General features: G+C 45.7%; 17 protein-coding genes. All 17 read left to right on the top strand.

What is annotated here, in order from left to right; genetic code table 11:
- The first annotated feature begins 103 nt into the window (after positions 1–103).
- The 17 genes from ACJJI8_RS14600 (at position 104) to ACJJI8_RS14520 (ending at position 17,095) form a co-directional block, all read left to right on the top strand.
- Complete coding sequence (locus tag ACJJI8_RS14600; protein WP_444905712.1) at positions 104–736, top strand: biliverdin-producing heme oxygenase; 633 nt, start codon at positions 104–106, stop codon at positions 734–736.
- Positions 737–767: 31 nt separating this feature from the next.
- Entirely contained in the window at positions 768–1,721 is a 954-nt protein-coding gene (exbB, locus tag ACJJI8_RS14595) for a tonB-system energizer ExbB (RefSeq protein ID WP_444905713.1), read from the top strand.
- On the top strand, positions 1,721–2,155 hold the full coding sequence (locus ACJJI8_RS14590) for a biopolymer transporter ExbD (protein ID WP_444905714.1): 435 nt from the start codon (positions 1,721–1,723) through the stop codon (positions 2,153–2,155). Before exbB ends, ACJJI8_RS14590 begins: the two co-directional genes overlap by 1 nt.
- On the top strand, positions 2,152–2,988 hold the full coding sequence (locus tag ACJJI8_RS14585) for an energy transducer TonB (RefSeq protein ID WP_444932785.1): 837 nt from the start codon (positions 2,152–2,154) through the stop codon (positions 2,986–2,988). The genes ACJJI8_RS14590 and ACJJI8_RS14585 overlap by 4 nt, the downstream gene beginning before the upstream one ends.
- Before the next feature lie 239 nt (positions 2,989–3,227).
- A complete protein-coding gene (locus ACJJI8_RS14580) occupies positions 3,228–3,644 on the top strand; it encodes a YbaN family protein (RefSeq protein ID WP_108732723.1) in 417 nt (138 codons plus the stop codon).
- Between the two features lie 645 nt (positions 3,645–4,289).
- On the top strand, positions 4,290–4,907 hold the full coding sequence (locus tag ACJJI8_RS14575; protein ID WP_444932784.1) for a hypothetical protein: 618 nt from the start codon (positions 4,290–4,292) through the stop codon (positions 4,905–4,907).
- A 186-nt stretch (positions 4,908–5,093) separates the two neighbouring features.
- Positions 5,094–5,879, top strand: coding sequence for a PhzF family protein (locus tag ACJJI8_RS14570; RefSeq protein ID WP_444905716.1), 786 nt, complete (start codon positions 5,094–5,096; stop codon positions 5,877–5,879).
- Positions 5,880–6,362: 483 nt separating this feature from the next.
- Positions 6,363–6,602: a helix-turn-helix transcriptional regulator gene (locus tag ACJJI8_RS14565; protein ID WP_444932783.1), complete on the top strand. Its 240-nt coding sequence runs from the start codon at positions 6,363–6,365 to the stop codon at positions 6,600–6,602.
- A gap of 69 nt (positions 6,603–6,671) precedes the next feature.
- Complete coding sequence (locus ACJJI8_RS14560; protein ID WP_444932782.1) at positions 6,672–6,971, top strand: hypothetical protein; 300 nt, start codon at positions 6,672–6,674, stop codon at positions 6,969–6,971.
- Between the two features lie 1,061 nt (positions 6,972–8,032).
- Positions 8,033–8,647: a bactofilin family protein gene (locus tag ACJJI8_RS14555; RefSeq protein ID WP_444932781.1), complete on the top strand. Its 615-nt coding sequence runs from the start codon at positions 8,033–8,035 to the stop codon at positions 8,645–8,647.
- Positions 8,648–8,717: 70 nt separating this feature from the next.
- Complete coding sequence (locus ACJJI8_RS14550) at positions 8,718–9,950, top strand: class I SAM-dependent methyltransferase (RefSeq protein WP_444932780.1); 1,233 nt, start codon at positions 8,718–8,720, stop codon at positions 9,948–9,950.
- Entirely contained in the window at positions 9,950–11,260 is a 1,311-nt protein-coding gene (locus ACJJI8_RS14545; RefSeq protein ID WP_444932779.1) for a MotA/TolQ/ExbB proton channel family protein, read from the top strand. Before ACJJI8_RS14550 ends, ACJJI8_RS14545 begins: the two co-directional genes overlap by 1 nt.
- Positions 11,253–11,954, top strand: coding sequence for an OmpA/MotB family protein (locus tag ACJJI8_RS14540; protein WP_413665220.1), 702 nt, complete (start codon positions 11,253–11,255; stop codon positions 11,952–11,954). The genes ACJJI8_RS14545 and ACJJI8_RS14540 overlap by 8 nt, the downstream gene beginning before the upstream one ends.
- On the top strand, positions 11,951–13,024 hold the full coding sequence (locus tag ACJJI8_RS14535; protein ID WP_444905722.1) for a hypothetical protein: 1,074 nt from the start codon (positions 11,951–11,953) through the stop codon (positions 13,022–13,024). The genes ACJJI8_RS14540 and ACJJI8_RS14535 overlap by 4 nt, the downstream gene beginning before the upstream one ends.
- 813 nt (positions 13,025–13,837) lie before the next feature.
- Positions 13,838–14,563 (top strand): hypothetical protein, encoded by a 726-nt coding sequence (locus ACJJI8_RS14530; RefSeq protein ID WP_413665218.1) that lies wholly within the window; start codon positions 13,838–13,840, stop codon positions 14,561–14,563.
- 563 nt (positions 14,564–15,126) lie between these two features.
- A complete protein-coding gene (locus ACJJI8_RS14525; protein ID WP_444916130.1) occupies positions 15,127–16,278 on the top strand; it encodes a serine hydrolase domain-containing protein in 1,152 nt (383 codons plus the stop codon).
- Between the two features lie 541 nt (positions 16,279–16,819).
- Positions 16,820–17,095, top strand: a complete 276-nt coding sequence (locus ACJJI8_RS14520) for a hypothetical protein (RefSeq protein WP_444916129.1) — start codon at positions 16,820–16,822, stop codon at positions 17,093–17,095.
- Positions 17,096–17,220: the final 125 nt, after the last annotated feature.

The raw sequence follows: 17,220 nt of genomic DNA, 5'->3' as shown, positions 1-17,220 counted from the left end.
TATTGATCAACGGGATGGGTTAATTTGAATTTGGTCCGTCACCCATTACAAAGCCACCGGAATAACCGGGCGGTTATTGTTTAATTTGTTTTGGAAAAATCCCGTGAGCAACCCAGCAGAATGCCAATCCGTTGAACCAACAGAGCCCACCTTTTCCGCTTGGCTGAAAGAAGGCACTAATACGACCCACGAGAGTCTAGATCAACGCATTATGTCCCTGTCACCATTTTCCAATCGCGAGCGATATGCACTGTTTGTTCGCACGCAGTCGCGATTGCATCAAGCGGTATCTGATTGGTTTCAAAGTGACGAATTAAATAATTTTTTGCCCGGCCTGAAAGAGAGAGACCGCTCTGAAGCAGTCCTCCAGGACTGTGCTGATTTCGAAATGCCCGAGAGCGATTTAAAAGCTGATCAACAAGCCGCAGCAGAAGTCACAATTACTGATTTCCACTCTGCACTGGGCTGGCTCTACGTAGTTGAAGGCTCCAACTTAGGAGCGGCATTCCTTCTCAAGTACGCGCGCAAACATCTGGATTTATCAGAAGAGTTCGGCGCACGCCACTTGGCAGGACATGAAGACGGTCGCGGGTTACACTGGCGCCAATTCAAAACTGCGTTAGATGCTCTTGAACTCAACCAAGAGCAAAAAGAAGTAGCCCTCAATGGGGCCAAACAAGCCTTTGCTTTTGCACGACAAAATGTCGAACAATTATTAGCGCCCGCTACACCCTAATTTATTTTTCACCTGAAGCCAGGAGTCGGTAATGAAAATCTGGACTGTAATTTTATTGTGCCTGCTAGGCAGCACATTGGGCCCATTGCCGGCTTTAGCGCAGGAAAATAATTCCAACTCAAGCGAACAAAGCAATACAGAAATAGTTCTCGAGGGAGATGTGGAAACCTCCGTGGGGTTGCAAGAAAATCAAGACAACTCTACCTCGACTGCAACCTCCAACATTGGAGATACCGCTTTCAGCGCACACGATTTATCTCCCATGGGAATGTATCACGCCGCGGATATCGTCGTTAAAAGCGTAATGATCGGCCTACTGTTGGCCTCGGTTTTAACCTGGGCGATTTGGCTTTTTAAAACCTTGCAGCTGGTAATAACACGTCGCAAGGCCAAACAATTATTGGCAACCCTGATCCAAAGCAAGACGTTCGCCAATGCCGAATCAAAGCTTTCAGGCCAAACCGGCGGTGCCCTGTTATTGGTAGAAGCGAGTCGCCACGAACTCGACTTATCTTCAGGTGGCCCAGTGTCAGATGACGGCTTAAAAGAACGTGTTCTGGCTCGCCTGGAAAGAGTCCAAGCTTCTCTCGCTACCGACATGAACCGTGGCACCGGAATTCTGGCAACCATCGGTTCCGTCGCCCCCTTTGTCGGTTTATTTGGAACTGTTTGGGGCATCATGAACAGTTTCATCGGTATCGCAAAAACCCAAACCACAAACCTGGCCGTAGTGGCTCCAGGTATTGCCGAAGCCCTGCTGGCAACTGCGATCGGCCTGGTTGCTGCAATTCCGGCGGTAGTGATCTACAACTACTTTTCCCGGGCTATCGGCAATTATCGTGCGGTATTGGCCGATAATGTCACCGCCTTAATGGTACTGATTAGTCGGGACCTGGATCGCCATCATCCAAATGCGCGCCCGCTCGCCGAACTGGTTAGCGCGAACAAAAAGCGCGCAGTACCGCAGGTTCAGGGCGTCAACTAATGGCATTCAATCTCAACAGCAGCAATAGCGAAGAACTGCCAGAACAGCACGATATCAATGTCACACCTTTTATCGATGTAATGCTGGTATTGCTAATTATTTTTATGGTTGCGGCTCCGTTGGCCACTGTAAGCGTGCCCGTCAATCTACCCTCGGCGACAGCTCCACAACAACCCCAGGCAGAAGATCCGAAATATCTCACCCTGCAAAAGGACCTCACCCTGACTCTCGGTGAGGACAAAGTTATTGTGCGGGAGAACTTAGCTGCTGAACTCCGGGCAAATGAAATTGGCACAGAACAGCAAATCCTGCTGCGTGCCGACAGCAAAGTGGAATATGGGGATTTGATGGACCTGATGAACCGCCTTGCCAGTGCCGGATACCAGAAAATCGCTCTGGTAGGTCTGGATAAACCGGCGACCGTAAACCAATGAGCCTCTTGGCCGGCCCGAAGGTAAAATCTGCGAAGCGTCCGCGATTTTTTCTATCGCTCTGCGCCTTTTGCTGTGCCCTAGCCCTTCACGGACTTATTGCCGTCTATTTTTTATGGCAACCCAAATCCGAACTGGCACTTCCGCCTGCTGCAGCACCACAGGTATTTGAAGTCAGTATGGTAGCCGCTCCAGTGGCACCACCCACGTCGCTACCGGTAGGTCCTCAACAACAGGAATCCTCTCCCGCAAACCAGCAGAGCAACGAGCCACAAAAAACCTCTGCGCAGTCAGAGCCTGTTATTTTGCCAGAAGCCCCCTCGGAAATTGCCATTGAGAAGCCCGAAGAGGAGCCCCCCACGGAGGAAAAGGAAGAGACCCCTGAGCCAGTGGAAGAGAAGGAAATCGCACAGCAACAAGACTCCAGTGGAGAGGCTACTGGAGAAACTGTTGTTGAAGAAACATCAGCCCCTCTCGCGGCAGATGTAGCAGAAGCAGAGCAAGCTGCGGCACCGGAAGTGGGCGCCTTGAACCAGAGGGAATCACAAGCCAGATTAACCTGGCAGAACCAATTACAGGCTCACCTTGAGCGAAGAAAACGCTACCCCCGTAGCGCCCAAATACGGCGTCAACAAGGTATTCCCTGGGTACAATTCACGATGGACAGAAAAGGCAAAGTACTAAAGGTTGAGCTGCACCGAGCCAGTGGCATATCGTCTCTCGACCGAGAAGTCGTGGCCTTGGTGCGCAGGGCAGAACCACTGCCTAGACCACCAGAAGAGGTACCCGGTGATCCTCTGACAATGGCCGTTCCGATCGAATTTTTTATTCGTTAACCAAAATAAATTGCTTTCTCAGAACTGGGAGGCCTGGCTTCACATAAACCAGAAAGTCACCTCCCTGGACAGAGGAAATCATCCACATAATCCGTTACCCTGCACTAGCGACCTATCGGCCTGCTGACTCTATTGACTAGGTGCTGGGCAAACTGCTTATGAGCAAGCAGACCAAGCGGACAAATATTGTTACTTTTGATGCACAACTACTGCAATAAGCTAGAAGGTAGAGGTACCGAATGAAAGAATCCACTGAAGACAGCGTAATGTCCTACACCCCGCCGCTGGCAAAGGGCTGGATGCGCTGGCTGTGGGGCGCCGCTGCTTGCTTTTTTATCGCCCTTGGCATTATCGGAGCCATTCTTCCCGGCCTGCCGTCGGCTGTATTTATTGTCCTCGGTGCCTGGGCCGCATCACGCAGCTCCCAGCGCCTGCACCAATGGATCGAGGAACACCATCTATTTGGGCATCTATTGCGGACTTGGCGCAGTGGTTATGTAAGCCGCAGAACCAAGTTACTGGCCAGCCTGACAATGGCTATATCCCTAGCTTTTGCCATCCTTCATATAAGTAATATTTACCTTCTTTGCTTTACCATTGGCGGCATCAGCTGCGGCGCCTACTGGATTTGGTCCCGGCCGGAACCCAGGGAGTAGACAACGCTACTTTCTACCCCTATTTGGCAGCAGACACCCGTAGATTTTAGCGCTATAGTCCCCCAACAAGGATTTGTCTGGGGGACAGGATGTACAACGTAGTACTTTTTTTTCACCTTCTAGGTGCAACAATTTGGACCGGTGGGCATCTGATACTTGCCTGCACAATACTACCCAAAGTTTTACGGGATAAGGATGTAGCTTTTCTTTCCCGGTTTGAAAACAGCTACGAAAAGATTGGCATCCCCGCCCTGCTCATTCAAATACTCTCCGGGCTATATCTCTCATATACCCTACTGCCTGACTTATCCCAGTGGTTCAACTTCTCCAATCCAATTTCTCGCCTGGTATCCTTCAAACTGATTCTTTTGGCATGCACTTTCTTACTGGCAATTGACGCAAGGCTGCGAATCATTCCAAATCTTTCTGAAAAAAATCTCACTGCACTGGCATACCATATTATCCCAGTTACAGTACTGTCCGTTCTCTTTGCTTTTGTTGGAATTTCATTTCGAACGGGATGGTTGTTTTAGATTGCGCCCCAGCGCACATACTGCTGAATCAGAAGGAAAAGCCAAAAACGTCCCCACTGACTTGCTTGATCGATATACTAAGCAAAAATGAGATATGACAGGAGTTCGGGGTTTGTCTATAGCTGAATACTATGAAGTGATTTTCGATACGCTGGAAAAAAACGAACCCATCCAAGACGGCCTTGAAAACCTTTCTTTTTGGGCCGATGGCCGAACCCCCAATTTGGCATGGCTAAAGCTGCCCACTATGCTAGGAACGGATGAACTTGACCTAGCCCAAACATGGTTCGATACAGAACTGGTAGCTGCTGGGGACTCGCTTCCTCCTTCAGTCCTATATTTCGAGCTGCGTGAATTCAGAGATAGTATCGGCCGGGAATTCCCGGATATCAGCTTAACTCTACTTCCTCGACTATTTAAAAGCAGAGAGGATTGGGTATATTCAAAATCTGATTTGGGCTCGAGATATTTGAGAAATATTGCAGCCTTGTGTAAAGGAGCTAACAAGCCGAAACACCTAAATAGAGACGGATACATTGGTTTCAGCTTATGCTATACATCCCTCTTAGCGCGAGAACTCTGCAAAAACGAACAACTTCTCCAATACAGTGACGAAGCACCTATTAAGATTGTTGTTGGATTTTCTTCTGGAGACCTTCTTGAGATTATGCGCATATCCAACTGCTTGATTTATTACGAACGTCGCTTTGCGCAGCTAGAGAGCCTGTAAATAGTTCGCTATATTTCTGTAGACTTTGAAGACCCGCCCCATGGAGCACTGATGGTATGAGCATCCTGGCTTCCCTCAGCCGTTAGATAGTTTGTATACCAAAAAACAAACTGGCACAAACAAACCAACTATCACAATAATTTTATACTGCCCCAAAATAGCATCTATTACTCAAGGAAAAAACTAATGGAACTAGCAATTTATCAAGTAGATGCCTTTGCCTCCGAGGTATTTGAAGGTAATCCCGCTGCTGTATGCCCTCTTGATAACTGGCTTGCGGATGATACGCTGCAAAAGATAGCTGAGGAAAACAATCTCTCTGAAACCGCATTCTTTGTTAAAAATGAAGATTCCTTTTCTCTGAGATGGTTTACTCCTGAGGCAGAAGTAGATTTATGTGGCCACGCCACACTCGCAGCTGCCCACGTTCTATTTACTCATTTAAGATACTCAGGCCAAACCATCCAGTTTGATACAAAAAGCGGCCCACTGTTAGTCCAGAGATCGGGAGTTGTCTATAGCATGGACTTTCCGGCTAGCATTCCGGTATCCACAGAAGCACCTGGTGCTCTTATTGATGGCCTCGGCATCACTCCGCAAGAAGTTCTGTGTGCATATGATTATATAGCTGTGTTGGGTAGCGAAACCGATCTAAAATCTGTAAATCCAAATTTTATAAAACTCTCCCAGCTGGATAAACGAGGAGTTGTCATTACCGCTCCTGGGGCAAGTAACGATATTGATTTCGTTAGCCGATGCTTCTATCCAAAATTAAGGGTAAACGAAGACCCTGTGACAGGGTCAGCGCACTGTCAACTGGCACCATATTGGAGCCAACAATTTAAAAAGGATGTACTTTTAGCTAAGCAACTCTCCAAGCGGACTGGACTAATTCACTGCGAACTGCATAGTAACAGAGTCTCTCTCAAGGGAGGCGCTATAGATTATCTTCACGGTAGTATTAAGATTTAATGGCTTGGAGAGTTAAATTTATATAAGGAGCCTCTAAATAAATCCGTGATGCTTCTGGCTCACAGAGATATTACGGAATTGTTCAGAAGCTCCATAAGTCATCTTGCTACATATTCTCATTGAAAGCTCTTTGGCTTTGCTTAGTGGTAACCTTCCCCCCCAAAAAGCTACTATCCGAACCTCCAGTTACAACCTGACTCAACTCCCTAGCTTTTTACTTATCTCAAAGTGAGAACTTAGAGCCTATAGATGTCTTCCCGACCCAGAATATGAATTCAGGGCAATAGTTAAAGATTGTGCGCCCCTTGTAGTACATCAGTGAATCACCTAACCTTCAAACACGCCCACCATTGACCGCAATTTGCACAGATAGCCTATTGTTTGGACAAAGTCATATAGCTGTCAGACAGGTGTCGCAAGAATATCGTAACCAATAAGGACTGCCCCCCTGAAAATGGAGCTCAATTTTCAGAGGACAGAAGTATGGAAGTGAAAGTTAACTCAAAGAAAATTATTAAACTGAGAACAACTAGGGCTTGGAGTCAACAACAACTAGCCGATGTTGCATCATTAAGCCTTAGAACCATTCAACGGATAGAAAAAAGTGGAAATGCCTCTCAAGATTCAATAAAAGCAATATCTTCAGCATTTTCACTGAAGCCCATAGATATAATCCTTCAGGAAAACCCAAAAATATCAATAGCCAAGCAGGGTAGAAAATAACTCACCGCAATATTGGCCCTGGGTACGACTTTACTCTTGTATACCTCCTTATCGTCAGCTTCTCCAATAATGCTTAAGGTAGATGCCAGCACCAGAAACGAGAACCTGACCTCCGTCCGCCTCCTCAATAACGAAGGAGATGAAAGCGAAATCCAAATCGAAAACACACTTAGGTTCGAGGTGTCTGCCGAACAAGTTTCTGAAAACCAAATTCGATTGCAGACAAAAATATATGAATTTGGGGCTTCTAGTGGTTATAAGCAGATAGCAAGTCCCATTCTGGTGACAGGGTTCAACCAAGCTGCAGAGGTAGAGTTTAAAACTTCAAACGGAACTCCGTTTAAAATCCAAATTACCCCTGAAATTTAGCCAGCCCAGCAAGGCTGGCACCCCTGCCAACGCCACCAAAAATATCTCTTGGGCCTACCTTTTTGTGGGTGGGACTGAGAGGTATGCGGTGAGTGATATAAATCCTAGCAAAAACTGCCTGCAGCTCCACCCTGTGAAAACAGCCTTCCTGAAGACACCCAATAGTCATTGCAAATAAGTGCACACTTACATTTAGGATAGAATTTTGAAAGCGCAAGAATGCGAGGCTCAGACATTAACCCAAATGCCAACATAAACAATTCTTTACATAGGAATACATCGCATATTGCAACAATATTTTAAGCCGTAAATCATTATCGGATTAAAAAACAGGAAACGACGATCATCACGACCAAAAGGTGCTACAAGTCACACTTTTAGCATGCAATCCGTGCTAAATTCAGCGCATTCAAGTCGAGGTCAGCTTGATTGATTGCCAGACCGAAAACGCTGGTAAGCTCGCTGTAGGTAGTATTCCAATCATATATTGTTTTGTGCCAATAGGCTCGATACCCATCAGCAGACAATTAGAAGTATGCCCTCCACAAAAGGAAGTAAATATTTACTTACAGGTCGAGCCTGAAGTAAATAGCGAGAATATAGCGATATCAACAGCAATCGCAAAAATCGATCGTAGCTTAAGGTCAGAAGAGCCTCTTCTTCACCTTGATGCAAGCACGAGAAAACGGGCATTGCAACTCTACGAGAGAGACGAAAACTGTAAAAGGACAAAGGAAGTCGTTCTTAAGGTATGTGCACAATAGGGAAAAGGCAGAGACAGGGATATTTTAGGTGACCAAAAGCACTGATAGTCTAATTTTCTTTTTTAGCAAAACACTCACAGCAAAGAAAAAAATTTGACATAAATGTAGGGCCGTTTGTTTTGATAGGTTTTACTCAGTATCAAAATAATCCGTACCCGCCATTAAAAGTGCCTTATCACTTTTGAAAATTTTGATTTTCCGATTTAACAAAACCCAACTTATCGACAACCTTGTAACCACGGTTATCGGTGCAATCGACGCAACAGCTGACTTTTCTAAACAGAGAGACTTATTTCTATGAGCACTGACAAAAGCAATGACTCCACACCATTTTTAGCGGGCATGAGCGCTGTTGAGCAGCAATCATCTCTTTCGGGCTCAGGCTCCAAGTCAGTGCTGGGTGAAGGTATTAACTTTCGTGGCGAGCTGATCGGCACCGAAGATCTGCACGTGGAAGGTACTGTTGATGGTACTGTGATTATGGTTGGCCACAATCTTTCTGTTGGCACTGGCGGTGCAGTTACTGCCAATATCCACGCAAAAAATATTGTTGTAGAAGGCACCTTGGATGGCGATGCTCTTGCCGATGAGTTGATCGAAATCCGCAACACCGCACAAGTTAATGGCAATCTGATTGCACCGAGAATCAAGCTGGACGACGGCGGTAAATTCCGTGGCTCCATGGATATGGTTGATACCGATTCCGAAATGAAAGAGCGCCACAAGGAGTTCTCTGATCGCCTGGTACACCCAGACCTGCCCGCAGTAGAAGAGAAGCCCGCAGCCCGTACTCGCGGCAGCTCTACCTACTCCTCCAGCACCACAAGCACGAGCGATTCCTCTCGCCTGTCCGACACCAGCGACTACCTCTTCGGCACTAAAGAGACCGAAGAAGAAGCTGAGGAAAGCTAGGAAACCTTCTTAGTTAATCCTCAATATGGGCCCCGGCTAATGCCGGGGCTTTAGTTTTGGTGTGGGAAATATGTTGCAGCATCATTCATTTGGTATTGCTGCTTTGGTGGATGAAGTCATTCAACCAGGTAGTAAAGTTTTAGATTTGGGATGCCTTTCGTTTGGCACCACACAGCCTTTATTGGAGCGCTCCTGCCAGACATTTATCGAAGATTTACGCAGTCTGCTATTGGATACTTCTGCCCTCGATAAAGAAGTCAGGGCCGTTAAGCTTTCTGAATATCTCACCAAAAAGCCCCAACGAATCAAGCTTGATGTGGTGCTCTGCTGGGATCTATTCAACTTTATGGAGCCTGAGCTTATTACCAAGCTCATTGAGGAAATCCGACCCCACTTAAAGCCGCGTACCATTTTCCATACAATGCTGTACACCGGCACTATGCCCAAGGGGCCCGCGGATTTTAAGCGCCTTTCTGGCTTTACCTTCAATACAGAACCGCTCCACCTGGAAGAACCACTGCCCACCTATAGGTACTCATCCCTGAATTTAATGAAGACTATGGGTAACTTCTCCCTGCGCTCTTCCCTGCTACAAAGAGAGGGGATGCGTAAAGACCTTATCGAATTAATGTTTGAGTATGGCAATGTAAAATCGCCAACTTCAGTGATGGCCAGTGGATCATCAGCAGCGGTATCCGCTTTCCAAAAAAACCGCCTTACTAATATTTCGCTAACCGCTCTCGACACCGCCCTGACTCACGTCAAGCGCTCACCGGTCAGCAAAGTTCTGGATATTGGGCAAAAGGCTGGGAGAAATATGGAACACCTCCAAAGGGAGGTGGGCGAACTGTTTATTTCTGATTTTTACTCATCGCTCGCTTGGCAAATCAGCAGAAAAGTGCCATTTGAAGAAGCCGTTCAGGCCGCGTTGCGACAGGCAACCCTGCCAAAGGATCTCAATTGCATCCTCCTCTGGGATCTTCTCAACTTCTTTTCCACCGAGCAAATACAATCGATTACTAAGGCCCTGTATCAATATCTCAGTGATGGAGGCGTGATGCACTTTTTGCTATTCAAGCAAAACAAGCTTCCCGTTAACTGTGGTGTATTTGAAATTCAAAAGTCGGGCCAGGTTGGAACCTATGTTCACGCTTCGGGTAACAAGCAGCCCCAGCTCCGCACTATCACCGATGTTGTGAAATCTCTACCAGAGATGAAAGTACTCAGCCAGGGAACCGGGCGAATACCCAACGGACCTTTTTATCACGAAATAACAATGCAAAAAGTTGTAAAGGATAAATAATGACCCAGTTTTTCTATCACTGGTTAACCAAGTTATCTGCGGAACAGGTTACCGACACCTTTCTTATGGTCATGCTTGCCATTGGTGCTATAGCCATAATCCTCTACCCTTTAGGCAAGTTTCCCCGCTTTGTAAAGGAAACGCCGTCACTACTGACTGCCCTCGGTATTTTAGGTACTTTTATCGGTATCATTATCGGTATCTATGGATTTGATCTAAACGATATTGACACCTCAATTTCAGAACTGATGCAAGGTCTGGAAACCGCCTTTATGACCAGTATCTTGGGGCTCTTCCTGTCCCTGATATTGCGAACTATTTTTCAAATATTCACTAAAGAACAAGCCCCTAAAGCGACAGCAGATGACATATTGCAGGCTATTAATGGTCAGCGCGAAGATCTGGCAAAATTCCAGCGACAGATTAGTGATGAAGTCCTACAGTCACTCACTGCGGTTGTAGAAAAGTTTAATAGCGGCCTGAATGCCCAGATGGGTGAGAACCTACAGCAGTTTACCCAGCAATTGGAGGCCGTATCCCCTGCTCTGCAAGCCCTAATAGATCAGCATCAGCAGCACGCAGAACTCGCAACTATTTACCGCGACCAAACTGCAACTCTTCTCAATGAAATTAATGGTGCTCAGGAAAACCTTCTAATGTTACACCAGCGTATTACTGAGCTGCCAGAAATTTTCAACGTGATTCCCACCCTGGTAGAGCAGCAGCGCAATCACGCAGAGCAGATATCAATCATGCTGAATGAGCAACAAGCTTCTATTGAAGTTCTACAGCAATCGATCCCCGATATTGCGCCCAAGTTTGAAGCGCTCACCCGAGGAATTGACCAAGCTCAACAGCAACTTGGGGCCCAGGTTTCCAACCTGATCTCCCTGAGTAGGACCCAGGCGGAAGTATTCGACCAAAGAACCAGTAAGGTCGTAGCCCTGGCCGATGTGGTTACCAGTATGGACCCCAACCACTTCTCTAAAGCAATTCACGAGCAGGCTACCAGTCACCGGGAATCCATGGCCGAGCTAGCTCAGCTGATCGCCAAAACTCACAACCAGATGATTACCGAATTGTCACAAGTGATTACTCGCGATCTTAGTAATGCCGATGTCAGTATCAAGCGTCAATATGAACTTCTGGATGAACGTCTGCGCGATGAAGTAGAGAGTGTTATGGCAGCGATGGGCGATGCCCTTGGCACTTTAAGCGGTGAATTCTCCAGAGACTTCCGTCAGCTCATCCAGCAAATGAAGAGAATCGATGCGCAAGCTCAGAGAGTCACTGGAGAGGCGCATGTTTGAAAGCACGCAAGCCAGTAGTGAGTCCAGCGATAGTCAATGGATTAGCCTATCGGACATGATGGCTGGCCTGATGATGGTATTTCTCTGTATTGCCGTCTTTGTAATGCGTTCCCTTATCGACGAACGCGCCAAGATCCGCGAACTCGCAGAGTCTTACCGGGACACCCAGTTGGCCATCTATCAAACTCTGCAACAGGAATTTGCCCACGACTTAACTCGTTGGGGAGCGTCTCTGGATAAGCAAACCCTGGCCATCTCCTTTAATAACAGTGATGCCTTATTTAAAACCGGTGATTTTACCCTGAGCGACAATGCCCGCGAGATTATGTCCTCCTTTGTACCTCGCTACATCGAAGCGCTCACGCCCTATATGGATTCCATTGCCGCAATCCAAATCGAAGGGCACACAAGTTCTGAATGGGGAGATCAATCCGCACCGGAAGCTGGTTATTTCCACAACCTGCGACTTTCCCAACAGCGCTCCCGAGCCGTAATGCAATATGCCCATTCATTACTGCCTTCGCAGCAAGCCGTCCTGGTACGGGCCAAGGTAGCAGCTGTCGGTTACTCCTCAGCTCGCCCAGTCTTGGATAAAAATGGGGTAGAAGATCCAGATCGTTCTCGCCGGGTAGCATTCAGGGTAGTTAGAGACTCTGAGAGCCATATCCTGCAAATCCTTGAGGAAGCTCTGTGAACCTCACAAAATTTCAACCCATTCAAAACCGTCAGGCTATCACAGCATTCCCAAGCGCCACACGAGCACTATCAGTACCTTATGTCATTAACGATGGTGATTCATTCTCAGCCGGCAAACGTCCGTTAGCACAGCGCTTGTCTGAAATGCCTGATCGAAACAGCTTAGCCAAAGCCATCCGTACTGGAATGCAACTCGATTCAAGTGATCTGGACAGCGTACCTGTGGCTTGGCGCTACCGGGGTATACCGGTTTTTTTATTTGGCCTGGAACAAAACCCGGACTCTTTTGGTCAAGTTCATATTTACCCCAAGTGCCCAATAGTGAATAACTATAAGGGTCCGGTTTGGATAAGCAGTGACTATAGCGAAGCGCGAAAGGCATTTCCCCAGGATCAACTAAAGCCATGCCCTCACTGCTTACGACACCTTTACAGCCACAATATTCCCGATGTTGTACACAAAGACCGTTTCGGCAATGTAACCAATATCGACTGGCTGACCTATACCCGATACTTTGCCAGCAATATTTTTAAAAGACACTCTCTCATCTGGAAAAATGGCGAACGCCCCCAAAAAGTTAGTTCTGTATTCACCCCTGAAAACCCGAAATATAACTGCTCTATCTGCCAATGCGATATCAAAGCCGGTGGATGGGCACTCAACCAAGAGCTTGCAGAAAGTAGCGGTCTCCCCAAAGAGATTTGCCTACTCTGTGCAGAGAGAAGGGCCCGTGCCGTTATACTCGCACCACCCCAAGCCTCACTAAGAGCCGCTACATTGCGCTACGAATCCCTGGCAAAGCAACTGGGTAGTGATCCTCAGGCCTCATGGATGATCGCAGAACAGGTAGTCCCCGCATCCTGGCTACCATTAATACAGAGACTCAAATCCCTAATGGGGCCACCCAAAGTCTTCCAAGTAATCGCGCCCAGGGTATTGGCCGTACTATGCTGGCCAAACCTCGGCCGCGCCATCCTTGCCGATGGCACCAAAGAGGCAAAGATACCAGCCAGTTACTCAGTTTGGAGAAAGGCTCAGATTGAGCGGGAATTAGGACTTTGCAACTAGATATATTAATGTGCTGCCTCCGGGCAGCTTATTTTTGTTACTTATCGGCCAAACTGGCAACTCTATTTCATCTTGTAGCTCTCTACATCACTAGATCAACCCAGATTAAAATCTATTCTCTTCTACCCCACCGAGAGTTAGCACCTCCTCAATTTATAGATCCAACAAAGCCATTTCAAGAACTTCAAGACTTTTGACCAAAAATGTGGTTACAAATAAGTCACAAAAAAATTAAACTTTTAAGCTCGGAATGCCGTAAGGGGATGCAGTATTAGATAATGTGATCACACTACCCCTTCATTCTTTACACATGTAGAAGATTTTCTACTGTAGATTACTTTTTTTTACAAAAGCTATCCCTATAGAAAATAACCAATAGAAAACCAGAAAAAATACAATTAGCCCAAAATATCTATCACAGGAGAACCGACTTAAAAGACCAAAAAATCTATCCTAGAAATCATACTCGATACGACCATCTCCAAGATTGCCAATATTAATAAAAACTACACTACAGGACATTAAAAGGGAACCTACCTCACAAAGGACACAAACCCCTGGGCAATAAACACCCCCGAAAGAAATAACTCACAAACTAAGACAAAATTTGGAAAGGTGTTGCATTTATTTCTTGAACCTAACTTTCATGAAGAGTAACTTGATTAGCAATACATGCATTACAAAAACTGAAATATGATAACTCCTGCTTTTGCAGTTGTGTCCAAGCCAAATAAAAAGGTTCTACTCGACGAGAAATACACCGAGCACATTCGACGCTAAACCAGTCGTTCTATAGCAAGATGGAGATATAAAATGCCAGTAAACAATATAACCCTGCAAGACGCAAAGGCTCGTGTTCGCGCCACATTGCAAGCCGGAGGGCTAGTGATTGTCCAAGAGCCGCACAATGATGTACCTCACGGTTTCTCCTTTGCAGCTGAAGCGATAGCTGATAATAGCGATCAGCCTCACTCATTGTTCGTCGAAGCACCGCATGAAATAAAAGCTGCAGGAACTCTCTCCGCTTACCCCAATAGGATAAAAGACTATTTCGCGGGTGGCGTAACTGATACTGAAACATCAGCGCTATTAATCAATATAGCTTCTCGGAAAAGTTGGGATATAGCCTGTGTGGATTCATGGAGAGGAAATGGAGAGTGGAAATCTTCAGAAAAACGTCAAAAGGGAATAGCAAGAAGAATTATTCACCACTTTAATATAGGCGGACGTCCAGGCGGAATAATCCCTATAGGTTCTGCGCATGTCACAGGGTTAAGAATGGGAAGAAACATGATTGGAGGCCGACGTGTTGCTCGTACTATAAGCACTCTTTCAAACCAAATCCCCGATGATCAAGCCATTAACTATCAGGGTTACTGGGGATTGGGAAGGTATATTGCCGGACGGAACTTACAAATGTATAAATTCACAGCTACCGGAGATTATTCCCATATCAGTGCACCGAATGTTTCTCGAGACCTCCACATTCAGTTTGTTCCTCGCGACAGAATCTTTCGAGCTCGAAATCTTGCCATCTAGAACCCCCAAAAGCTCTTGCTTTTGTAATGCTTAACAAGCATCTGATCCCAGATGATAAACTCAGCCATGATCCAAATTTTCATTTTCCGTCAGCAATCACCACCTACACGAATTGCTGACGGGCCTCTCTCACAATGACACCATTTCTAATAGATTATAAGTATAACCTTCCTAGGTCGCATACATTAAAGAATCAACTTCCAAAAGAAAGATTATCGAAAAAATACTGTTAGCATATATTCCAGTCAACACCCTAAAGTAAGGAAAGATCATTACTAAGGGATATCAAAGTCGACTTGAAATTAAACAAAGGATGTTCAGATCAATACGATTATCAGGTAGCTGTTATAACCTATAATTCTTCGAGCAGAAAGACCTCAAAAAACACCCTTCTCTAGCACTTACCTGAAAATAATTACGAACAATATTTAAAACAATCATTTGGCAACAATGTACCAAAACCCTTCATTGCATCGAAGCCTCAGAGTATACCAATCGACATAAAATCTCTGTATAAACACAGATCCAGCACTTGCCTTTAAAATTCATTCGGGCTTATTAAAATGCATATAGGATATAATAAAACTTTACCAAGGATTCTCCTGGCAGTCACGCTTCTAACGTCACCCTTTATCGCACATGCCGACGATTCGTTACAAGAGTTTCTCGAACAAATACTTACTAATGCCCGAGATAGCAACAACCTTCCAGCAGTCGGTGTACTAGTTCAAATCGATGGCGACATCGCTGCCATGGCGGTAGACGGAGTTCGCGCACAGGGCCATAATGAAATAGTAACTATCAATGACCGCTGGCACATAGGTTCTAACACCAAAGCGATTACAGCAACAATGGTAGCGCGCTTAGTCGAGCAGGGCATATTACAATTTGAGGATACACTAGCTGACTCATTTCCCTCTTTTGCAAAAGATATAGACCCCGCTTACCGTAATATTACGATCACACAATTGCTCAGTCACACTGCCGGCCTACCCCCTTTATCCAGCTGGTATGAGCTTCCTACATTAATGAAAGTAATCGAGCCGGAACACAGTATTCGAGCGCAACGCATGGCAGTCGCACGCCATTACCTCACTGTACCTCCCAGCTCCGAGGCTGGCTCAGCTGAATATTCCAATCTCGGCTTTATCATTGCTGGGGCTATCGCCGAAGCTCGAACAGACAAGACCTGGGAAGATCTCATCAAGGAGCAGATCTTTGCTCCACTTGGTATCAAGAATGCGGGTTTTGCAGCTCCCGGCTCTTCGACCACATTAGATCAACCACGTGGCCATAAAAAATCCTGGCTGGGCAAGCTCACCCCGCTAGATCCTGCCGACAAAAATAGTGATAACCCACAAGTAATGGGTCCCGCAGGAACTATCAATATATCACTCCAGGATTGGACTCTTTTTTTAGAAGATCAACTCAATGGCGTACATGGTCGCGGTAAATTGCTAAAGACTGAAACCTATCGTAAGTTACATTCACCGGTGACAGGCAATTACGCTCTCGGGTGGGGCGCAGTGTACGACTCTGAGTTATCACTTCTTGCGCATACTGGCAGTAATGGATATTGGTTTACTGATGTGCGCATCATGCCCAAGCATGACATAATTTTTCTAATTGCTATAAATGCAGGGCACAAGACTGCGGAAAAGTCGATGAAAGATATCCGCAAGCACCTTACAAAACGTTTGAAACCATTTAAGTGATCCATTGGAGCAAGCGGGCTTGATTATTCAGGTCCGCAGCAGTTTCTCACTCTCTCCTCCTATAGACGTCCATATTTTGTGAAAAATAGCAGCCGCATTAAAGAAAGTCGCCCACCTTTAAATATATTAAAATAAACAATTCTGAAAATTAATTTTAAAAACCACACCTCAGATCCTTAAACAGAATAAGCCAGCATAATTATCAACCCATACGGACACATAGTAAGATCCTATTAACAACTAGTGGACCAGCTTAAATTTAGCAAACACCGAAATTCGATTCAAAAAGGATTTAACACCAAAATATAGAGATACCTCCTTGTAAACAATGGTGTGATTGGCCATTATTGAACTACCGCTGAGTAATAAGGCACAAGTAAGTAGCGGCCTGTGAATTGACTCTCTATATTCTGACTAGAATAGAAAAACCATCGAAACCAGACAAAAATACTAACATTACTGACGAAAACAGCTATTAAAAAGCTCTACCCTAGGCAATCAATATTGCGCCTAGTATAACCTACAAAAATAGATAATACTCATGAAAAAGCTGATTTTCTTTCTACTATTTTCTAGCTATGCAAATGGAACATCTATAGAGCCTGCAACACTAGAACAGCTTCTAGAAAGCACCGATCACGTTCTGCAGGTTCTGGTTCAAAAGGTAGACATGGCCACCTCAAGCGGAGAAATCACCTTCAACCCAGATGAGAGAACCAGTCCTTTCGCAGGAAATAAGATTAGACTCCATGTTAAATTGATGCCAAATGGTGTAATTAAAAGCAACCTTGATCATGCCCCCCGGATTTTTACGTAGAACTTTGGGAAATGTGGCACTATCAACTCGGCAATATTCAAGAGTCATCATTAGGCGAAGAATTTATCTTTCTGCTGAGAGGTCCAAACTTAAACAAGGTATACCTTCAGTATTTTATGAGAAAA

Source organism: Microbulbifer maximicatervae (SeqCode), from assembly GCF_052467695.1.
This window is presented reverse-complemented; position numbering and strand designations above follow the sequence as displayed.

What these genes read in the sequence shown, in the direction of transcription:
- exbB (WP_444905713.1), top strand. Translation starts at nt 768, where the DNA reads ATGAAAATCTGGACTGTAATTTTATTGTGCCTGCTAGGCAGCACATTG.
- ACJJI8_RS14590 (WP_444905714.1), top strand. Translation starts at nt 1,721, where the DNA reads ATGGCATTCAATCTCAACAGCAGCAATAGCGAAGAACTGCCAGAACAG.
- ACJJI8_RS14585 (WP_444932785.1), top strand. Translation starts at nt 2,152, where the DNA reads ATGAGCCTCTTGGCCGGCCCGAAGGTAAAATCTGCGAAGCGTCCGCGA.
- ACJJI8_RS14580 (WP_108732723.1), top strand. Translation starts at nt 3,228, where the DNA reads ATGAAAGAATCCACTGAAGACAGCGTAATGTCCTACACCCCGCCGCTG.
- ACJJI8_RS14570 (WP_444905716.1), top strand. Translation starts at nt 5,094, where the DNA reads ATGGAACTAGCAATTTATCAAGTAGATGCCTTTGCCTCCGAGGTATTT.
- ACJJI8_RS14565 (WP_444932783.1), top strand. Translation starts at nt 6,363, where the DNA reads ATGGAAGTGAAAGTTAACTCAAAGAAAATTATTAAACTGAGAACAACT.
- ACJJI8_RS14560 (WP_444932782.1), top strand. Translation starts at nt 6,672, where the DNA reads ATGCTTAAGGTAGATGCCAGCACCAGAAACGAGAACCTGACCTCCGTC.
- ACJJI8_RS14555 (WP_444932781.1), top strand. Translation starts at nt 8,033, where the DNA reads ATGAGCACTGACAAAAGCAATGACTCCACACCATTTTTAGCGGGCATG.
- ACJJI8_RS14550 (WP_444932780.1), top strand. Translation starts at nt 8,718, where the DNA reads ATGTTGCAGCATCATTCATTTGGTATTGCTGCTTTGGTGGATGAAGTC.
- ACJJI8_RS14545 (WP_444932779.1), top strand. Translation starts at nt 9,950, where the DNA reads ATGACCCAGTTTTTCTATCACTGGTTAACCAAGTTATCTGCGGAACAG.
- ACJJI8_RS14540 (WP_413665220.1), top strand. Translation starts at nt 11,253, where the DNA reads ATGTTTGAAAGCACGCAAGCCAGTAGTGAGTCCAGCGATAGTCAATGG.
- ACJJI8_RS14530 (WP_413665218.1), top strand. Translation starts at nt 13,838, where the DNA reads ATGCCAGTAAACAATATAACCCTGCAAGACGCAAAGGCTCGTGTTCGC.
- ACJJI8_RS14525 (WP_444916130.1), top strand. Translation starts at nt 15,127, where the DNA reads ATGCATATAGGATATAATAAAACTTTACCAAGGATTCTCCTGGCAGTC.
- ACJJI8_RS14520 (WP_444916129.1), top strand. Translation starts at nt 16,820, where the DNA reads ATGAAAAAGCTGATTTTCTTTCTACTATTTTCTAGCTATGCAAATGGA.